Source organism: Clostridium boliviensis, from assembly GCF_033342255.1.
Lineage (GTDB): Bacteria > Bacillota > Clostridia > Lachnospirales > Lachnospiraceae > Lacrimispora > Lacrimispora boliviensis.
In genome coordinates, this window is the sequence record NZ_JAWONS010000252.1 from 151,224 (window position 1) to 167,484 (window position 16,261).

General features: G+C 42.8%; 15 protein-coding genes. 1 reads left to right on the top strand and 14 read right to left on the bottom strand.

The window, feature by feature from the left end; translation table 11 throughout:
• The first annotated feature begins 7 nt into the window (after positions 1 to 7).
• Positions 8 to 895, top strand: coding sequence for an L-serine ammonia-lyase, iron-sulfur-dependent, subunit alpha (gene sdaAA, locus RZO55_RS17705; protein WP_318065586.1), 888 nt, complete (start codon positions 8 to 10; stop codon positions 893 to 895).
• Positions 896 to 901: 6 nt separating this feature from the next.
• On the opposite strand, the gene RZO55_RS17710 is transcribed toward sdaAA, so the two are convergent.
• The 14 genes from RZO55_RS17710 to RZO55_RS17775 all read right to left on the bottom strand — a co-directional run bounded on the left by RZO55_RS17710 (position 902) and on the right by RZO55_RS17775 (position 16,234).
• Positions 902 to 1,369 carry a YcxB family protein gene (locus tag RZO55_RS17710; RefSeq protein ID WP_318065587.1) on the bottom strand — a complete coding sequence of 156 codons (468 nt, stop codon included), beginning with the start codon at positions 1,367 to 1,369 and terminating at the stop codon, positions 902 to 904.
• A gap of 66 nt (positions 1,370 to 1,435) precedes the next feature.
• The gene (locus tag RZO55_RS17715; RefSeq protein WP_318065588.1) at positions 1,436 to 2,728 is read right to left on the bottom strand and encodes a TRAP transporter large permease; all 1,293 of its coding nucleotides are present in this window, start codon (positions 2,726 to 2,728) and stop codon (positions 1,436 to 1,438) included.
• Positions 2,728 to 3,252: a TRAP transporter small permease gene (locus RZO55_RS17720; protein ID WP_318065589.1), complete on the bottom strand. Its 525-nt coding sequence runs from the start codon at positions 3,250 to 3,252 to the stop codon at positions 2,728 to 2,730. Before RZO55_RS17720 ends, RZO55_RS17715 begins: the two co-directional genes overlap by 1 nt.
• A 68-nt stretch (positions 3,253 to 3,320) precedes the next feature.
• On the bottom strand, positions 3,321 to 4,418 hold the full coding sequence (locus RZO55_RS17725) for a TRAP transporter substrate-binding protein (protein WP_318065590.1): 1,098 nt from the start codon (positions 4,416 to 4,418) through the stop codon (positions 3,321 to 3,323).
• Between the two features lie 289 nt (positions 4,419 to 4,707).
• Entirely contained in the window at positions 4,708 to 6,081 is a 1,374-nt protein-coding gene (gene argH, locus RZO55_RS17730; protein WP_318065591.1) for an argininosuccinate lyase, read from the bottom strand.
• A gap of 18 nt (positions 6,082 to 6,099) precedes the next feature.
• A complete protein-coding gene (locus RZO55_RS17735; protein WP_318065592.1) occupies positions 6,100 to 8,952 on the bottom strand; it encodes a YfhO family protein in 2,853 nt (950 codons plus the stop codon).
• A gap of 4 nt (positions 8,953 to 8,956) precedes the next feature.
• Positions 8,957 to 9,391 (bottom strand): GtrA family protein, encoded by a 435-nt coding sequence (locus tag RZO55_RS17740; RefSeq protein ID WP_318065593.1) that lies wholly within the window; start codon positions 9,389 to 9,391, stop codon positions 8,957 to 8,959.
• A gap of 68 nt (positions 9,392 to 9,459) precedes the next feature.
• Entirely contained in the window at positions 9,460 to 10,461 is a 1,002-nt protein-coding gene (locus RZO55_RS17745) for an FAD:protein FMN transferase (protein WP_336624324.1), read from the bottom strand.
• Entirely contained in the window at positions 10,458 to 11,255 is a 798-nt protein-coding gene (locus RZO55_RS17750; protein ID WP_318065594.1) for a sirohydrochlorin cobaltochelatase, read from the bottom strand. The genes RZO55_RS17745 and RZO55_RS17750 overlap by 4 nt, the downstream gene beginning before the upstream one ends.
• Before the next feature lie 145 nt (positions 11,256 to 11,400).
• Positions 11,401 to 12,591: an iron-containing alcohol dehydrogenase gene (locus RZO55_RS17755; RefSeq protein ID WP_318065595.1), complete on the bottom strand. Its 1,191-nt coding sequence runs from the start codon at positions 12,589 to 12,591 to the stop codon at positions 11,401 to 11,403.
• Positions 12,592 to 12,714: 123 nt separating this feature from the next.
• Positions 12,715 to 13,623, bottom strand: a complete 909-nt coding sequence (locus RZO55_RS17760) for a LysR family transcriptional regulator (RefSeq protein ID WP_318065624.1) — start codon at positions 13,621 to 13,623, stop codon at positions 12,715 to 12,717.
• Positions 13,624 to 13,628: 5 nt separating this feature from the next.
• Positions 13,629 to 14,312 carry a redox-sensing transcriptional repressor Rex gene (locus RZO55_RS17765; RefSeq protein WP_318065596.1) on the bottom strand — a complete coding sequence of 228 codons (684 nt, stop codon included), beginning with the start codon at positions 14,310 to 14,312 and terminating at the stop codon, positions 13,629 to 13,631.
• A 31-nt stretch (positions 14,313 to 14,343) separates the two neighbouring features.
• Positions 14,344 to 15,381, bottom strand: coding sequence for a tRNA preQ1(34) S-adenosylmethionine ribosyltransferase-isomerase QueA (gene queA, locus RZO55_RS17770; protein ID WP_318065597.1), 1,038 nt, complete (start codon positions 15,379 to 15,381; stop codon positions 14,344 to 14,346).
• Positions 15,382 to 15,442: 61 nt separating this feature from the next.
• Positions 15,443 to 16,234 carry a hypothetical protein gene (locus RZO55_RS17775; protein WP_318065598.1) on the bottom strand — a complete coding sequence of 264 codons (792 nt, stop codon included), beginning with the start codon at positions 16,232 to 16,234 and terminating at the stop codon, positions 15,443 to 15,445.
• Positions 16,235 to 16,261 lie beyond the last annotated feature (27 nt).

Sequence of the window (16,261 nt, forward strand, 5' to 3'; positions counted from 1 at the left end):
AGAGATAATGAAACTAAACTATCATTCTGTAGAAGAACTGGTTCATGCAGCTTCCACTTACAACAAAAAAATTTCTGAAATTATCCTGGAGCAGCAGGCCTTTGATATGGAAACATCTATGGAACAAGTCTATGCAACGATGGAAAGCAGCTTTGATGTGATGCGGCAGTCTGTGATCAGCGGACTGGATGAGACCCTTCGTTCCCCCAGCGGTTTATCCGGCGGCGCAGCTGCAAAATTAAAAAAGGCTGTAGACGAAGGAAAAAATCATTACGGTCATCTTCTGGGCAATGCCATAAGCATGGCACTGGCAGTAACTGAATACAACTCCTGCATGGGGAAAATTGTTGCAGCACCCACTGCCGGATCCTGCGGAGTAATCCCAGCAGCCCTGATTTCTGTTATGGAGGAATATAATCTCCCCAGCCATACAATTATCATGTCCTTGTTTACCGCCTCTGCCATCGGCATGGTAATAGCAAATCTTGCAAGCATTGCCGGAGCTGAGGGCGGCTGTCAGGCTGAAGTCGGCTCCGCTTCCGCCATGGCTGCTGCCGCACTGACTGAGATTTTTGACGGTACACCCCAGATGGTATCCGACAGTTGTGCAATTGCCCTTAAAAATACCATGGGTCTCGTCTGTGATCCGGTAGCCGGACTGGTGGAAGTTCCCTGCATCAAGCGAAACGCTATGGGGGTTGCCAATGCCTTCACTGCTTCCGAGCTTGCACTGGCAGGGATAAATAGCATCATTCCTGCAGATGAGGTAATTCTTGCCATGAAGCAGGTGGGAAATCAGATGTCCTCATCGTTAAAGGAAACAGCCGAAGGCGGCCTGGCTGCCACCCCAACAGGCTGCCGTTTATGCAGCCAGATCTTCGGTCCCAGGCTCTGAGATGTTTCATTTCTTAATCTTTAAAGTAAGAAATCTATAAAAATCATCTGTTTCTTCCTTTAATATGCGATTTGGCAGAACGAATCCATGAGTTGAATTTAAAAACACAAGAATCATGGAGGGCTTTCTGGCAATACGTTTGATTTGGTTCCAGCTTATTTCCTGTTTTCCCTCACCCTGTCTTACATGAATACCTGATTCATCAAACCGGATCCATGTTTCCTGACCGGCTGCTGCCTGCTTTCTGGCTTTTGTGTACACTGCCAGAGGCTGAATAACTGGAAAAAGGCAGCACGCAAAAATCAGGCAGACTCTGAACAACAGCCCGGCAGATTCCCATTTGACAAAGGTAAGCGATATAACTGCTGCGGTGAAAATCACGTTGCACACACCTACCATTGAGCCGTAGATATAGTACATGGACAGCTGCCAGATATCAGTTGCAGTGTTCCGGTAAGTGTACTCATATTTCATATTGCTTTCCTCCTATAACAGGAATCAGGCATTGAAAAATACAATGCCTGATTTCAAGAGTGCTCATCATTTTGCAAATAAGGACGGTAACCAAAGACTGGTTGCCGGTACAAATGTAATTAATAACAGGGTAACAACCATACACACATAGAATGGGAAAGCGGCTTTAACTACCTTTTCCATCGGGATCTTGGCTACTGCAGATCCGATAAACAGAACGGCCCCAACCGGCGGAGTTAAAAGTCCGATTCCACAGTTCAGTATCATAATAATTCCAAACTGAATCGGATCAATACCAATGGATGTTGCAATCGGCAGTAAAATAGGGGTTGCAATTAAAATAATTGGTGACATATCCATGATACAGCCAAGCACCAGAAGAATCAGATTCAGCAGCAGGGCCAGAATAATCGGATTGGAGGTAACTCCTGTAATTGCATGAGCTGCCATATCCGGGACATGGAGAGTGGTCAGACAATAGCCGAACACATTGGAAGTTGCGATGAGGATCAGAACAATTGCAAGTGTATTCACACAATCCTCCATCACTCTCCAGACACCTTTCCAGTTCAGTCCCCTGTAAATAAAGACGCTGACAAGAAGGCTGTATATAACAGCAACGGCTGCTGACTCTGTTGCAGTAAATGCACCGCCAACGACACCAAACACAACAATCAATACGGCTGCCAGTGCCCAGAAAGAGATTCCCAACTGCTTCACCAGATTTTTAATACTGAATCTTTCACCCTTGGGATAATTTCTTTTCACAGAAATTATATAGGAACCAATCATAAGGGAAAGTGCGAGAATTGCTCCGGGAACGTAACCGGCAAGGAATAAGCTTCCTACCGATATGCCTCCAGCTGTTGTCGCATAAATTACCATATTATGGCTTGGTGGTACAAGAAGTCCCTCACAGGATGAAGTAATTGTAACTGCAGTTGAAAAATCATCATCATATCCCTGATCCACCATCATAGGAATAAGAATTGATCCAAGAGATGCGGTATCAGCAGCTGCAGAACCGGAGATTCCTCCAAAGAAGTAAGATGCAACGATATTTACCATAGCCATACCGCCCCGCATCCAGCCCACACAGGCATTGGCAAGATCAATCAGTTTTTCAGAAATACCGCCTGATCCCATGAGAACACCCATGGTGATAAAGAACGGTACCGCCATCAGGCTGAAGGAGCTGATTCCTTTTACCATCTGCTGACAGATAACCGCAAGGGAACTGCCCTGTGCAAGCAGACACAATACAGCAGATAAGGCTACGGCATAAGCGATTGGAAACCGCAGGAAAACCATCAGAAAGAAACTTCCCAGTAAGACCAGGATTGCAATATTAGCGCTCATTAGAGATTTTCCTCCTTTACAAACAGTTTTTTCACATCATTGTACATAGCTTCCAGTTCAAATATAATCATTGCACCACCTGCTAAGGGAACAGGGAAATACATCCAAAATCTGGAAAGCGTTGGCATGCTGGTATAAAATCCCTTTGATCCGATCCCATGTGCATACTTCCAGCCTACCGTCAGCATGATCACTGCAAGAACAAGAATGGAGATATCTGCCAGAATATCAAGAACTATGATCAGTTTCTTTGGCAGATATCTGTCCAGTGCAGTCATACGGATATGAGACCCTTTCCGAATGGCAAGAGCAGCGGACAATACCGCCATATAACTCATAAAGGTTAAAACCACTTCTTCACTCCATGCCGGATCCGGAATAAATGGGGTATATCTTCCGGCCACAGCCATTGTGGTTATCAGAACATCCCCGATCAAAAGTATCTTACATACAAACAAAACAATCTTATACGCGATATCATAAGCCGGTTTTATTTTATCAATTGTTTTGAAAATTTCTGGCATATAGAACCCCTTTCTAATAACTGGGGCACAGAAAGCTTAATTTTCTGTGCCCCAACTGTTAACGCTGATTATTTCATATCAAGAATCTTCTGATATAATTCTGCATTATCCTTTGTGTTTTCAGCAATAACGTCCTTGCAGGCCTCCTGCCATGGTGTCATATCCTTTACTTCAACGACATTAACACCATCAGCCTTCAGACTATCCAGAACTTCATTTTCTGCATCCTGGGAAAGTTTCTGATTAAAGTCAGAAGCATACTTAGCAGCTTCTGTCATAGCTTTCTGCTGATTCTCGGTTAATTTATCCCAGGAAGCATCTGAAATAATAACCTGAATGGCACCCAGAGTATGTCCGTCAAGAATTAAGTTTCCTGCAACCTCCTGGAATGCATTGCCTTTGTAGTTGGCAATGGGCTGTTCAGCAACATCAACCACACCGGTCTGAAGAGCGGAATAAAGCTCGTTCATACTTACAACTGTCGGATTTGCGCCTAATGCACTTACCATGCCTGTCATTACAGGGTCACTGGATACACGGACTTTTAATCCTTTCATATCTTCAATGCTGTTAATCGGTTTTTTAGAGAAGAAATGGCGGAAACCTTCCTCACCATAGAATAAACCTCTCACTCCAAGTCCGATGTCATGCGGTTCCATTAAGAACTCAGGAGCCAGATCGCTCTTTACAAATTTCCAGTAATGATCACGGCCTGCAAATGTGTATGGGATAGATAACAGCTTGGACTTATTTGCACCATAGCTGGTAAGAGCAAATGCAGAGATACGTGACATATCAATAGTTCCGCCTCCGCCAAGCATGTTATCAAGAACATCATTTTCTGCGCCTAAAACACCGCTCGCCTGTAAATCAATTTTAATAGATCCACCGGACAGTTCTTCTACTTTTTCCTTAAATGCCTGATCGGTTTTACCTACAATAGTATCTAATGGATTTACTTCTGCGTAAACAAGTGTTACCTGTGGATCTGTAGAAGAAGCTTCTTTTGTTTCTCCTCCCTTAGTTGTCTCGCCTGCTGCTGCAGTCGTTGCTGCTGCAGTGGTTCCTTCCGCAGCGGTATCATTCTTAGCTGCACCGCCGCATGCTGTCAGTGACAATGCTGCAACTGCAGCAATCATTAACGCACTCAGTCCTCTTTTTTTCATGATATAACCCCTCCTTATAAATTTCATTGCCTGATAGAAACCTTTACTTACTTATGTTTCCCCAGCGAACTAATTCTAACACACAAAATTTAATAAAACTACGGTAAATAATTGCGAATCCTAGTATTATTTTAACATCTTCCTCTATTAGCATCCTGACTTTTATAGAAAACATGAACATTGTTTTTAATTTTTTATGGTTTTGTTTGACACATCCTTCAAAAAAAGGATCCGTACATACGAATCGGGGCTGCCTCATCATATACGGATCCTTTTATTTTTATTAATTCTACTCTTCTATTTTTCTTTTATAGATTTCTATTACCTTTTTCATCGCCTCCTGGCCGGGCGCTCCGATGGTCATCCTCTTTTCCACACAGGTCTTTAAGCTGATCGCGTCGTATATATCCTCCTCAAAAACAGGGCTGATTGCCTTGTATTCTTCCAGAGTCATATCATCTAACGCAATTCCTTTTTCAATGCAGAAAAGTACCAGCTGTCCCACTATTCCATGAGCATCCCGAAATGGAACTCCATGATTTACCAGATAATCAGCTGCATCGGTCGCATTGGTAAAACCGTTTTTCGCACTGGTCTCCATAACATCTTTTCGGAAGGACATGGAAGAAATCATGCCGGTAAACAAGGCTAGACATCCTTTCACTGTATCAATGGCATCAAATGTAAGCTCCTTATCCTCCTGCATATCTTTATTATAAGCAAGGGGAAGCCCCTTCATGGTGGTTAAAATAGAAATAAGAGCGCCGTATACCCGTCCTGTCTTCCCTCTGATCAGTTCCGCTATATCCGGATTCTTTTTCTGAGGCATAATACTGCTTCCGGTACTATAGGAATCATCAATTTCCACAAAACGGTACTCATTGGTATTCCAGATAATAATCTCCTCGCAGAATCTGCTTAAATGCATGGAGATGGTTGATAATGCACTTAAAAGTTCAATTAAATAATCTCTGTCAGCTACTGAATCCATACTGTTTAAGGTGGGTCCGTCAAATCCAAGCAGCTTTGCTGTATAATCCCGGTCCAGCGGATAGGTTGTCCCTGCCAGTGCGCCAGAACCCAGAGGACAGTAGTTCATACGCTTTCTGATATCCAGAAGGCGGGAATAGTCTCTGTCAAACATCTCAAAATAAGCACCTGCATGATGGGCCAGGGTAATTGGCTGAGCTTTTTGCAAATGGGTGAATCCTGGCATATAGGTATCCAGATTTTTCTCCATTAAAGCCAGCAGCTCTTTTAAAAGACCTTTTACCAGTGCTGACAGTTCATCAATCTCATCCCTGGTATACAGCTTCATATCCAGAGCGACCTGGTCATTTCTGCTTCTTCCTGTATGGAGACGTTTTCCCGCTTCTCCGATTCGTTCTGTTAAAACAGCTTCCACAAAGGAATGAATATCTTCATGCTCAGCAGTAATTTGAAGAACTCCGCTTTCTAAATCAGCACAGATTCCTTTCAGGCCTCCGATAATTTTATCCTGGTCCTCTTCGCTTAAAATTCCCTGCTTTGCAAGCATTGTGACATGAGCAATGCTTCCCTCAATATCCTGATGGTAAAACTTCTGGTCAAAAGACAGGGATGCATTAAAATTGTGAACCAGCTGATTGGTTTCCTTTGTGAAGCGACCGCCCCATAATTTCATAATTGATTCTCCTCTTTCCTAGTTAATTGTATGAGAACGCATGGGTTTGCGTTTTTTGTTTTTTCCTGCTGACAGACCCGCAAACACCAGCAGTATGAATATGCTTGCGCCGGTTATGGCTCCGCCGGCTTTTAAGCCCTGAGGCATATATTCCAGAGAAATCTCATGATTTCCTGCCGTCATATGAACGCTTAAAAAAGTATCAAATATTTTATATGGCTCTGCATCTTTGCCATCAATCTTGACTGACCAGCCTTTATCAAAGGGTATGCTAAGATACAAAAGTCCCGCTTTATCAGCATTAACCGTTCCTTTCACCTGCGTATCCGTCCATTTGGTAAGCTTCAGCGAATTTTTATTCAATACCTGATAAACAGATTCCAGTCCTTTTGGAAGGAAACGGTAAGCACTGGCGATTAAGTCCTGCTCATTATCATCATTTCGAAGTGTTACCTCTTCTCCTGATTTTAAATATCCCAGTTCCAGTAAATATCCCCGGCTTACATTATCAAAGTTTTCTGTACTCTCTCCCAGAATAGCAGTGACCTTCTCCACTTTTTTGTTGCTGACGAAAACGTAGTAATCACCGTCTGTATCAGGCGTAAATGTAAAGCTTTTCCCTTTCACTTCACTGGGGACTTCTGAAAGCACAGGACTTGCACCTAATACCACCGATAAATCATTCTGGACTTCTGCTGGATTCGTCAGCTCCAGCTGCCAGTTATTTTCCAGATCATAAGGTACCATGAAGCCCAGGGAAAGAGCATACGTATTCTCCTTAAGCTGCATCTCATCCTGAACAGAAACAAGGGAAGAGATATCATTCTCTTCGTCTTCTTCTGAAAACAGCGCGTATTTTACACCAAAAAGAGCATCCACAAGAGGGGTGCTTCCCGTTATACTGTAGGCATTGGTAGAACTTTCGCAGCCAAGCTTTTTGAAAAATTTAGACAAGTCCGCATTGGCCGTGGATGAGAACAGGGATACTGATGGAAAATTCATCCATGCGCCGTCATTTTTGGTCTTTCTGGATACCTTTTCCACCCGGTAAAAGGACGGATTGGGCATCAGACTTTCCGTTAAGTCTATGGACGCCCTGTTATCTTTTACATAGCTTGTTCGGCTGGTGGTTGTCACACTGGTAACCGTAGTATTAACTGCAGCCTCCAGAGATACTACACCAAGAGCCATTAAAACAAGCAGATTCCGGCTGGTTCCTTTCTGGTAAAGACCGATTAAGCCCGCATAAACTGCCAGAAAAATAATAGCAACATAAAAGACTGAAAAATGGAAGGCATCATCTGTCACAAGCTTCTGAGCCATGAGCACAAAAATCACAGAGGCAAAGAAAGCGGTAACAACATGTTTCCACGGAATATCGTGGAGATAAATATATGCATGATATCCGGCTGTCAGCATAAGAAAAATATAAATAAAGGATTGCCTGCAGGGAAGGCTGTTGGGATAATGAAATCCATGCCAGATAAAATTCAGTACATTAATGGAAAAGCTGGCGTAAAAAAACAATAGGAGGGAACACATCACAACCTTATCCCGCTGCCGTATCTTGCTGCACAAAAGATACAAAAGGAAAAATATAAGGACAGCCACACCACAGTAAATATTGGGCCAGTGATCCAGTCCGATCTCCGTTTCCACTGCCGGCAGATGTCTTGCAATCATATCAAAAATAGAGAAATAGGAATTGAAAGTCTGCGGGAAGTTTATATCTCCTGAGGCAGTCATCTTCATGGCATAAATCTCAGGCAGCAACACAACCGCAGCCAGTCCTCCTGCCAAAAGAGAATATAATGCAAAATGAGCACCATTGACCAGTATCTCTTTCCATGATCTTCTCCCTTCCATAATCAGCAGAGCTGCAAAGTAGAATACCATAAAAATGCATATCATAATTGATATATAATAATTTGATAAAATTGATAACCCCAGAGTAATACAATAAAGGAAACACTTTTTTTCCTGAACCAGTTTCTCCAGGCCAAGCATAATAAGAGGAAACAATAAAATACAATCCAGCCACATAATATTCCAGCTGTAAGCTGCCATATACCCGGACAATGCATAAAAGATCCCAAAAAAAGCTATACCAAAATCCGCTGTCTTAAAATGCCTGCGCAGATACCAGGAAAAAGTAAGACCGCTTAAACCGATCTTTAAGACAATCATATAAGTCATAAACTCAATGATATACTTCTTCGGGCAGAGGACAATCAGCCAGTTTAAGGGACTAGCCAGATAATAAGAATACAGAGCCGCAAAATTGACCCCCATACCGATATCCCAGCTGTATAAAAGACTTCCGCCATGTTTTAATTTATACTGAAATTCAGAGAAAAACGGTGCATACTGATGATACATATCCGTTCTTAAAAAACTTTCTTCCCCAAAAGGGAAGATCCCCCTCTGGGCAAATATAATAATCATTATCACAACAGGCACAAAAAATGCCGCCATAAGACCATCCGTCTTTTTCACAAGACTTGCATTTTTATGTCCTTTCTTTCTATAAGTGGGAGGCACTTCTTTATAAATCAGCTCCTGATCAGTGTTCTCCTCTTCTTCCTCTGTGATCATAAATTCATCATCAGAATAAAAATCACATTCTTCTTCCGGATCGTCATTTTCATAGAGTTCTTCCATTCCTTCTACCGGAACATCCAACCGTATCACAGGCATGGCTTCATAATCCAGATCCTCTTCTCCATAATCTTTAACAGTCTCTGTTTCCTGTTTGCCAGGATTTTGATCATCCCTGACTTCCTGTGTTCTGTCTTTTTTTTCATCTGATGTCATTTTAAGAATATCCTCTAATTCCTTTGAAATCTTTTCAATATCGTCATCGCGTTCCATAACTTTACCTCTCCTTAAAAGGGGGAACCTCACTCTTTCGGAATATGAAAAGCTTGCTGAATACATAGTTTACAATTACAACAACGATGGATACCAGTATCTTGCTTACATATTCATCCATATTGAGCCAGGAAACCATTATCACCATAAGAACCATTTCCATGACGCCTGAAGCAGCCCTGCATGCCGTAAAAGAGAGCATCTCCTTTATCACAAATCCCGGGCGCATCTCATAGCTCTGAAATACAAAGATTTTATTTACACCAAATGCAAACAGCACAGAAACCAGCCAGGCTGCTGCCGTACTGATCCGGTAGTCGACTCCGGCTTTCACCATTCCAACATACACGATCCAGTTCACCACTGTGGTAAGGACACCAAAAACCAGATAGGATATGACTTCACGGTTCATAAACTTGTCCCATAATTTTTTTATCATAATTGCTTTTCTCCTGTAAAACGCATTTCCTCTATTGTATTATAGGCACTGGAAATTGTAAAGAGAATCTAAGGGGACGTAACAAGAAAGTCCCTGGCTCCGTCTGTATAGTGTACCTTATCATCATTGGTGATGAAAACTCCATAAACATCATCCATGGAATTTAACAGTTCCATTCCTTTTTCCAGCCCCATGGAAAAGCAGGTTGTGGACAATGCATCTCCATCAACGGACAGCTTGGATAAAATCGTAACAGAAACCAGGCCATTTTCATAAGGATAACCGTCTCTGGGATTTAAAATATGATGATAGTTAACACCGTCCTTTACAAAATGACGCTCATAAACCCCTGAGGATACAACGGACATATCTTCTATATTTAAAGTTTCAATAGTCTCATTTCTGTCTGCATAAGGTTTCTGAAGTCCTATCTTAAAAGGAGTGCCATCTGGTTTCTTTCCAATGCAGAGCACATTTCCGCCCAGGTTAATTATTGCACTTTTAACCCCCTGCTTCATAAGATATTCCTTCATCCGGTCCGCGATATAACCTTTTGCAATGGCGCCAAAGTCAACTGTGGTATCCGGTGATAAAAAGGTCAGGGTATCATCATCCAGTTCTAAGTTCTGATAACCCACTTTTTTTACTGCCGCGCTGATTTCGTCTGCCGGCGGAACATCGGGATTTGGAGCCGTAAAATCCCATAAGGAGGTTAAAGGTTCCACTGTAACATCAAAATCTCCGCTGGAGATTCTGGAATAATACAGTCCCTTGGATAGGAGTGCTGCGGTATCCGGCGACAATTTCACAGAGGTTTCCTGTGCAGGCCTGTGATTGATCTTATAAACTTCACTTCCTTCAATAGTCTTACTGAAAACATTCTCATATGAGCGGCACAGCTCCAGACTCTCATTTAAAATCCTGGGATCATCCTTATCATAGAGAGTGACAGTAACAAATGTATTTAATAAGAAACCGGACTTGCTGATCGGTTCTACTTTTCTGTGGCATCCGGTAAGAAAACCAGCCGCCAGACAGATGGCAAAAACCGCTGCTATTCCTTTTTTCATTCATGATCCTCCATTTTCTTACCGGCAGCTAAGGAATGTTCCACAAACATACTGCGCACACCTTCTATTTCCCCCATTCCCTTTAGACGGCAGGTGACATGATAACCGGCTGCTTCCAGCCGGCTTTTCCACGAATCACTGTCTGTACCTGCCATATCATTATGGGCATGATCTCCACAGACAATCATCATGGGCTGTAAAACGATATGTTTTCCCTCACTCTCGTCTAATTCAGTTATCACATCATCAAAGGAGGGTTCTGCTTCTACCGTTCCCACATGGTATCTGGTGTATCCCTTTTTGCTTAAAATTTGTGCCAGAGTGTAATACGCTGCATTGGCCTCATGTTCCGACCCATGACCCATAAATACAATCTCTGTTCCATCTGCGTCATATTCCCTGGTATCCTCCGTCAATATAGAAACAAGCGTCAAATAATCATCTTCGGAAGAAAGGAGCGGCGCACCAATCACCAGACATTCAAAAGAATCCTTGTGTTTCTTTGCGGCATCCACTATGCAGTCATATTCTTCTCCGCCCATGACAAGTGTGGGCTGAATAATTACCCGTTTAAAACCTTCTGCTGCCAGTTTTATCAACGCTTCTTCTACTCCGTCTATGCATATATTATCCCGCTTCTTTAAAATATCTATTATAATCCGGCTGGTAAAAGCCCGTCTGAATTCATAGGAAGGAAATTGATCTGCCACCGCCCGTTCAATGGGTTCTATGGTTTTCCTTCTGCTTTCATTATAGCTTGTACCAAAACTCACTACTAATAATGCCTGTTTCATCTTAAGTCCACACTTTCTATCATTTTCCTGACTACCATATCACAGAAGATTTTCGCTGTCAAATTCCTTTTCATGCACTTTAGGCGCAGAACCAGAAGGTTCTGCGCCTAAAGCACACATTGCATACATTTTATTGGAGATTATCTTAAAAATCTACCTCTTTATCATAGTAACAACAGGTTAACAGCTTCTCCATCTCTGCCGGCGTAATCGCCCTTGGATTGGAGCCGGTGCATGCATCACCAACTGCTAACTCAGCTACTGCCGCTAATTTATCATTGAACTCTGCTTCATCAATGATTCCGCCTTCGTATTCCTTAATACAGGTTGGAATATCCAGCTTTCTGTTCATGGAACGGATCTCAGCAATCAATGCATCAACCAGTTCTTCATCACTGCTGCCCTCTAAACCAATGAAACGGGCAATCTCTCCATAACGCTTTGCTGCCTGCGCATCTTTGGCGTTAAATTTGATTACTATAGGAAGATACATTGCATTGGCACAACCATGCACAATGTGTCCGCCAGAATAAGCAGCTCCTGTTTTATGAGCCATGGAATGAACGATTCCAAGGAGTGCATTGGAAAATGCCATACCTGCAAGACACTGGGCATTATGCATACGGTCACGTGCTGCCATATCTCCGTTATAAGAATCAATCAAATCATTATGTATCATCTTGATCGCATGAAGCGCAAGAGGATCGGTATAATCACAGTGAAGGGTAGAAACATATGCCTCTATCGCATGGGTAATTGCATCCATACCTGTATGGGCTGTCAGTTTCTTAGGCATTGTCTCAGCCAGATCCGGATCAACAATTGCCACATCAGGTGTTATATTAAAGTCAGCAAGGGGATACTTAATTCCCTTGTTATAATCGGTAATAACGCTGAATGCCGTAACTTCAGTAGCAGTACCGGAAGTAGACGGAATCGCGCAGAACTGTGCTTTTGATCTTAAAGTCGGAAAATTAAAGGGGATACATAAATCTTCAAAGGTTGTATCTGGATATTCATAAAATGTCCACATTGCCTTTGCCGCATCAATTGGTGATCCGCCGCCGATTGCAACGATCCAGTCCGGTTCAAACTCCCGCATCATCTGAGCACCCTTCATCACGGTCTCAACACTGGGATCCGGTTCTACGCCTTCAAACAGCTTTACTTCCAGACCTGCTTCTTTTAAATAAGCCACAACTCTGTCAAGAAAGCCAAATCGCTTCATGGAACCGCCGCCAACAACAACAATTGCTTTCTTTCCCTTTAAGTTTTTTATTTCTTCCAGGGAGCCTTTTCCATGATATAAGTCTCTCGGTAATGTAAATCTAGCCATTGTAAAACCCTCCTTGTAAAATTCCTGTCGTTTCTATGCAATAATTGTAGTTCAAACACGATAGAATTACAAAGGTAAAAAAATATATATCAGTATATAAATACTGATATATATTTAACATTCTTATTTTTCCAATTCCTCTTTTACTCCGTTTAACTTCTCTAAAAATTTCTTATCCCATTCAGATAACGTATATCCCTTTCTGCAGATCAACGCATCCCGGTAATTTTTCTTTTTTACACAGTGCCTTACCACCAGCTGATACCGTTTTAGCAGCTGCTCCGGCATGGGAGACACCCACATATAGGTCATAGGATTGTCGCACAAAAGCTGAAACTGGCTGCCCCTTTCATATACATAAACCCGTTTTGAGGATTTGGGATAACTCTTTCCCTTCCCAAACTCATCGCTCCTGCCGGGGCCACCGTCACCATGTACAATTTCTATATAATCTGAGAGATCCTCCGCTTCTATAATTCTTTTACCTGCCAGAGGATTCGCATTTGACAAGAGAATATTCAGGGAATACTCTAAAACCGATTCCATTAACAGGCCTTTTGCCGCAATTTCCCTGGCATAATATTTTTCTGAATTAACCGGATAACGGATAATACCAATGTTATATTCCCCTGTTTCCACATCTCTTATGGTATCTGCGGAATTGGTTTCACGAAGCCATACATTCATGGTAGCTCCCTCTCCGGTTTCCTCGATAAATTTGGAAAATGCGGCACTGATATAACTGGCTCTGGGCATAGATAAGGAAAACTCCACGCCGCTTACCTCTCCTGTCTTATAAAGATGCTCCATTTCATCGATCTGAACGAGAACATTTCTGGCATGCTCCAAAAATATACGTCCCCTGGCAGTTGGAATAACTCCTTTGGGAGTCCGCTTAAAAATTGGTGCTCCAAGTCCTTCCTCCAGTGTCTTGATCGCCTTGCTCAAGTTCGGCTGATCCATGTATAGATTGGCTGCTGCCTGTGTGATGGAGCCTGTCTTCTCCACTTCCACGGCATACTGCAATAACACGGTATTCAATCCTCTTCCTCCTTTGTATCCTGCCACCCGTTCTTCTCTACTTCATAGAGATATTTTGACAGAGCTGCCAGAGATACTGCCATATTCTCATTCTGAACCAGGATATGGGACGGAACAGACAGATGAACCGGTGCGAAATTCCAGATCGCTTTCACCCCGCCGGCTACCAGTCTGTCGCATACTCCCTGGGCATACTCGGCAGGGACAGTAATAATTCCAATGTGTATATTCATTCTCTGACAGAGGTTTTCCAGTTTATCCATGGAAAGGACCATCTTTTCTCCAATCCTGGTGTTCACCTTTCTTCCATCAGAATCGAAAGCTATAACAATTTCAACTCCATACTGCTCAAACCCTTTATAGGAGAGCAGTGCTTTCCCCAGATATCCCACACCTACAAGTGCTGCCTGATTGGTATTATGATATCCAAGGAACTCCTCCATATCGGCAATTAATTCCTTAATTACATACCCCATCTTAGGTTTTCCTGCTGTTTTAGCAACTAGTGCCAGATCCTTTCGGACCTGAACTTCATTTAACTGAAGATCTGAAGCAATGGCAGGAGCAGAAATGGTTTCCAGACCTTCATTGCATTTTCTTTCCAGATAATGATGGTAAATGGGAAGGCGTTCCAGTGATTTTCTGGATATTCCTCCGACCATATGTTTTTTTTCTTCCATAATGACCTCCCCCAGTCTCTTTTCGTAACAATCAGTTTTTACGGTCTGTCAGAAACATAGCATCGCCAAAACTGAAGAAACGGTATTTTTCCCGAACTGCTTCCTCATATGCATGAAGTACGTGATCTCTCCCCGCCAATGCAGATACCAGCATAATTAAGGTGGACTCCGGCAAATGGAAATTGGTAATCAGACAATCCAGTATTTTAAAACGATAACCTGGATAAATAAATATCTCAGTCCAGCCGCTTCCTGCTTTTAATATACCGTCATCCGTTGACGCGGATTCCACAGTTCTGCAGCTTGTGGTTCCAACGCAGACAATCCTGCCCCCACTTCGTTTGGCATCATTTACCTTTTTAGCTTCCTCTTCTTCTACTATATAGAATTCGGAATGCATATGATGAGCTTCTATCTCATCGACCTTAACCGGGCGGAATGTACCAAGTCCCACATGAAGTGTGACATGTGCGATCTCCACTCCTTTCTCCTGTATCTCCTTTAATAAATCTTTTGTAAAATGCAGACCTGCAGTCGGTGCCGCAGCAGATCCTTCGTTCTTGGCATAAACAGTCTGATACCGGTTTTTGTCCTGAAGCTGGTGCGTAATATAAGGAGGAAGAGGCATCTGTCCAAGCTGATCCAGAATCTCTTCAAAAATTCCTTCATAGGAAAACTGGATCAGGCGGTTTCCTTCTTCCACCACATCAATAACGGTTCCTTTTAAAAGCCCGTCACCAAATGAAATGACGGTTCCCACTTTTGCTTTCTTTCCCGGTTTAACAAGAGTTTCCCAGATATCATTCTCTCTTCTCTTTAATAGAAGAATCTCAATCTTTGCCTGGGTCCCTTCCTTGACTCCAAACAGTCTGGCTGGAATCACCTTGGTATCATTAATAACCAGGCAGTCTCCCTTTTTTAAGTAATCCAGTATATCCCTGAAATGTCTGTGCTCCATCTCTCCTGTATGCTTGTCCAGAACCAGCAGCCTGGAAGCAGAACGGTCCTCTAAGGGATCCTGGGCAATCAGCTCCTGGGGTAAATCAAAATAAAAATCTCTGACGTTCATAGTACTACTCTCCTTTATCAAAAATGCTCCTCTGCACGGTGCAACGCAGAGAAGCATCTGTTTACATATTGTTCGATTCGCTGGCAGATTCACCGGTCGGCTCACTGGCAGATTCACCAGTTGTTTCTGCAGCAGCTTCCGGCGCTTCCTCCCCATTCTTCAGGGCATTATAAACAGCCAGAAGATTTTCATCGGACTTTAAAGCCTTCTCAAGACCTTCGTTTACCTCTTTCGCCAACTTTTGTACTTCCTCAGACTGGTTTACTTCTTTCATAAATTCAGATTCTTCCACGCTGTTATCCGCAACCAGGTAGCAGCTCCCATCCGGTGCTGTCTTTGCATAGCAGACAATCAGACTAGGCGACATCGTCTCTGCCTGACGAAATTTAATATCAAATCTGGCATAAACCACATAGTCTCCATCTGCAATTCCAGGTGTGGTGAAGCACTCCAGATTTTCAAAACTCTGATAAAACTTTACTTCTTCTTCCATTCTGGAAAGCAGCTGATCTAAACTTTCTTCTCCCGTATTACCGCCGTACACCTGGGATAGTGCGTCTTTGTCACAGCTCTTTCTGGCATTAAAGTATGACTTCAACAAATCATTTACTTCCGGCACTGCATCCTTTTGCAGCGCAACTTTAACCTTCTGCGGCTGACCCGAAGTACTTTCTGACGCTGAACTCTCTGCCTTGGCAGAGACCGTTTCAGGCTTTTTTCCGGTCTGTCCGGCTTTGTCCAAAACTACCACCGTCATGATCAGTATTACTGCAACCAATGGTATGGCAAGAAATTTCAAAAACCGTCTGGTTTCCTCTTTCAGCCCTTTCCATTTTCCTAATAAGTCCTTCATATAGGCCTGACCTCCTGGAGAAACAAT

Coding starts and splice junctions, on each gene's coding strand:
- RZO55_RS17720 (WP_318065589.1), bottom strand. CDS start 3,252: ATGCCAGAAATTTTCAAAACAATTGATAAAATAAAACCGGCTTATGAT.
- RZO55_RS17740 (WP_318065593.1), bottom strand. CDS start 9,391: ATGATAAAAAAATTATGGGACAAGTTTATGAACCGTGAAGTCATATCC.
- RZO55_RS17725 (WP_318065590.1), bottom strand. CDS start 4,418: ATGAAAAAAAGAGGACTGAGTGCGTTAATGATTGCTGCAGTTGCAGCA.
- RZO55_RS17750 (WP_318065594.1), bottom strand. CDS start 11,255: ATGAAACAGGCATTATTAGTAGTGAGTTTTGGTACAAGCTATAATGAA.
- queA (WP_318065597.1), bottom strand. CDS start 15,381: ATGAACGTCAGAGATTTTTATTTTGATTTACCCCAGGAGCTGATTGCC.
- sdaAA (WP_318065586.1), top strand. CDS start 8: ATGAAACTAAACTATCATTCTGTAGAAGAACTGGTTCATGCAGCTTCC.
- argH (WP_318065591.1), bottom strand. CDS start 6,081: ATGAAATTATGGGGCGGTCGCTTCACAAAGGAAACCAATCAGCTGGTT.
- RZO55_RS17715 (WP_318065588.1), bottom strand. CDS start 2,728: ATGAGCGCTAATATTGCAATCCTGGTCTTACTGGGAAGTTTCTTTCTG.
- RZO55_RS17745 (WP_336624324.1), bottom strand. CDS start 10,461: ATGAAAAAAGGAATAGCAGCGGTTTTTGCCATCTGTCTGGCGGCTGGT.
- RZO55_RS17775 (WP_318065598.1), bottom strand. CDS start 16,234: ATGAAGGACTTATTAGGAAAATGGAAAGGGCTGAAAGAGGAAACCAGA.
- RZO55_RS17710 (WP_318065587.1), bottom strand. CDS start 1,369: ATGAAATATGAGTACACTTACCGGAACACTGCAACTGATATCTGGCAG.
- RZO55_RS17755 (WP_318065595.1), bottom strand. CDS start 12,591: ATGGCTAGATTTACATTACCGAGAGACTTATATCATGGAAAAGGCTCC.
- RZO55_RS17735 (WP_318065592.1), bottom strand. CDS start 8,952: ATGGAACGCGATGACGATATTGAAAAGATTTCAAAGGAATTAGAGGAT.
- RZO55_RS17765 (WP_318065596.1), bottom strand. CDS start 14,312: ATGGAAGAAAAAAAACATATGGTCGGAGGAATATCCAGAAAATCACTG.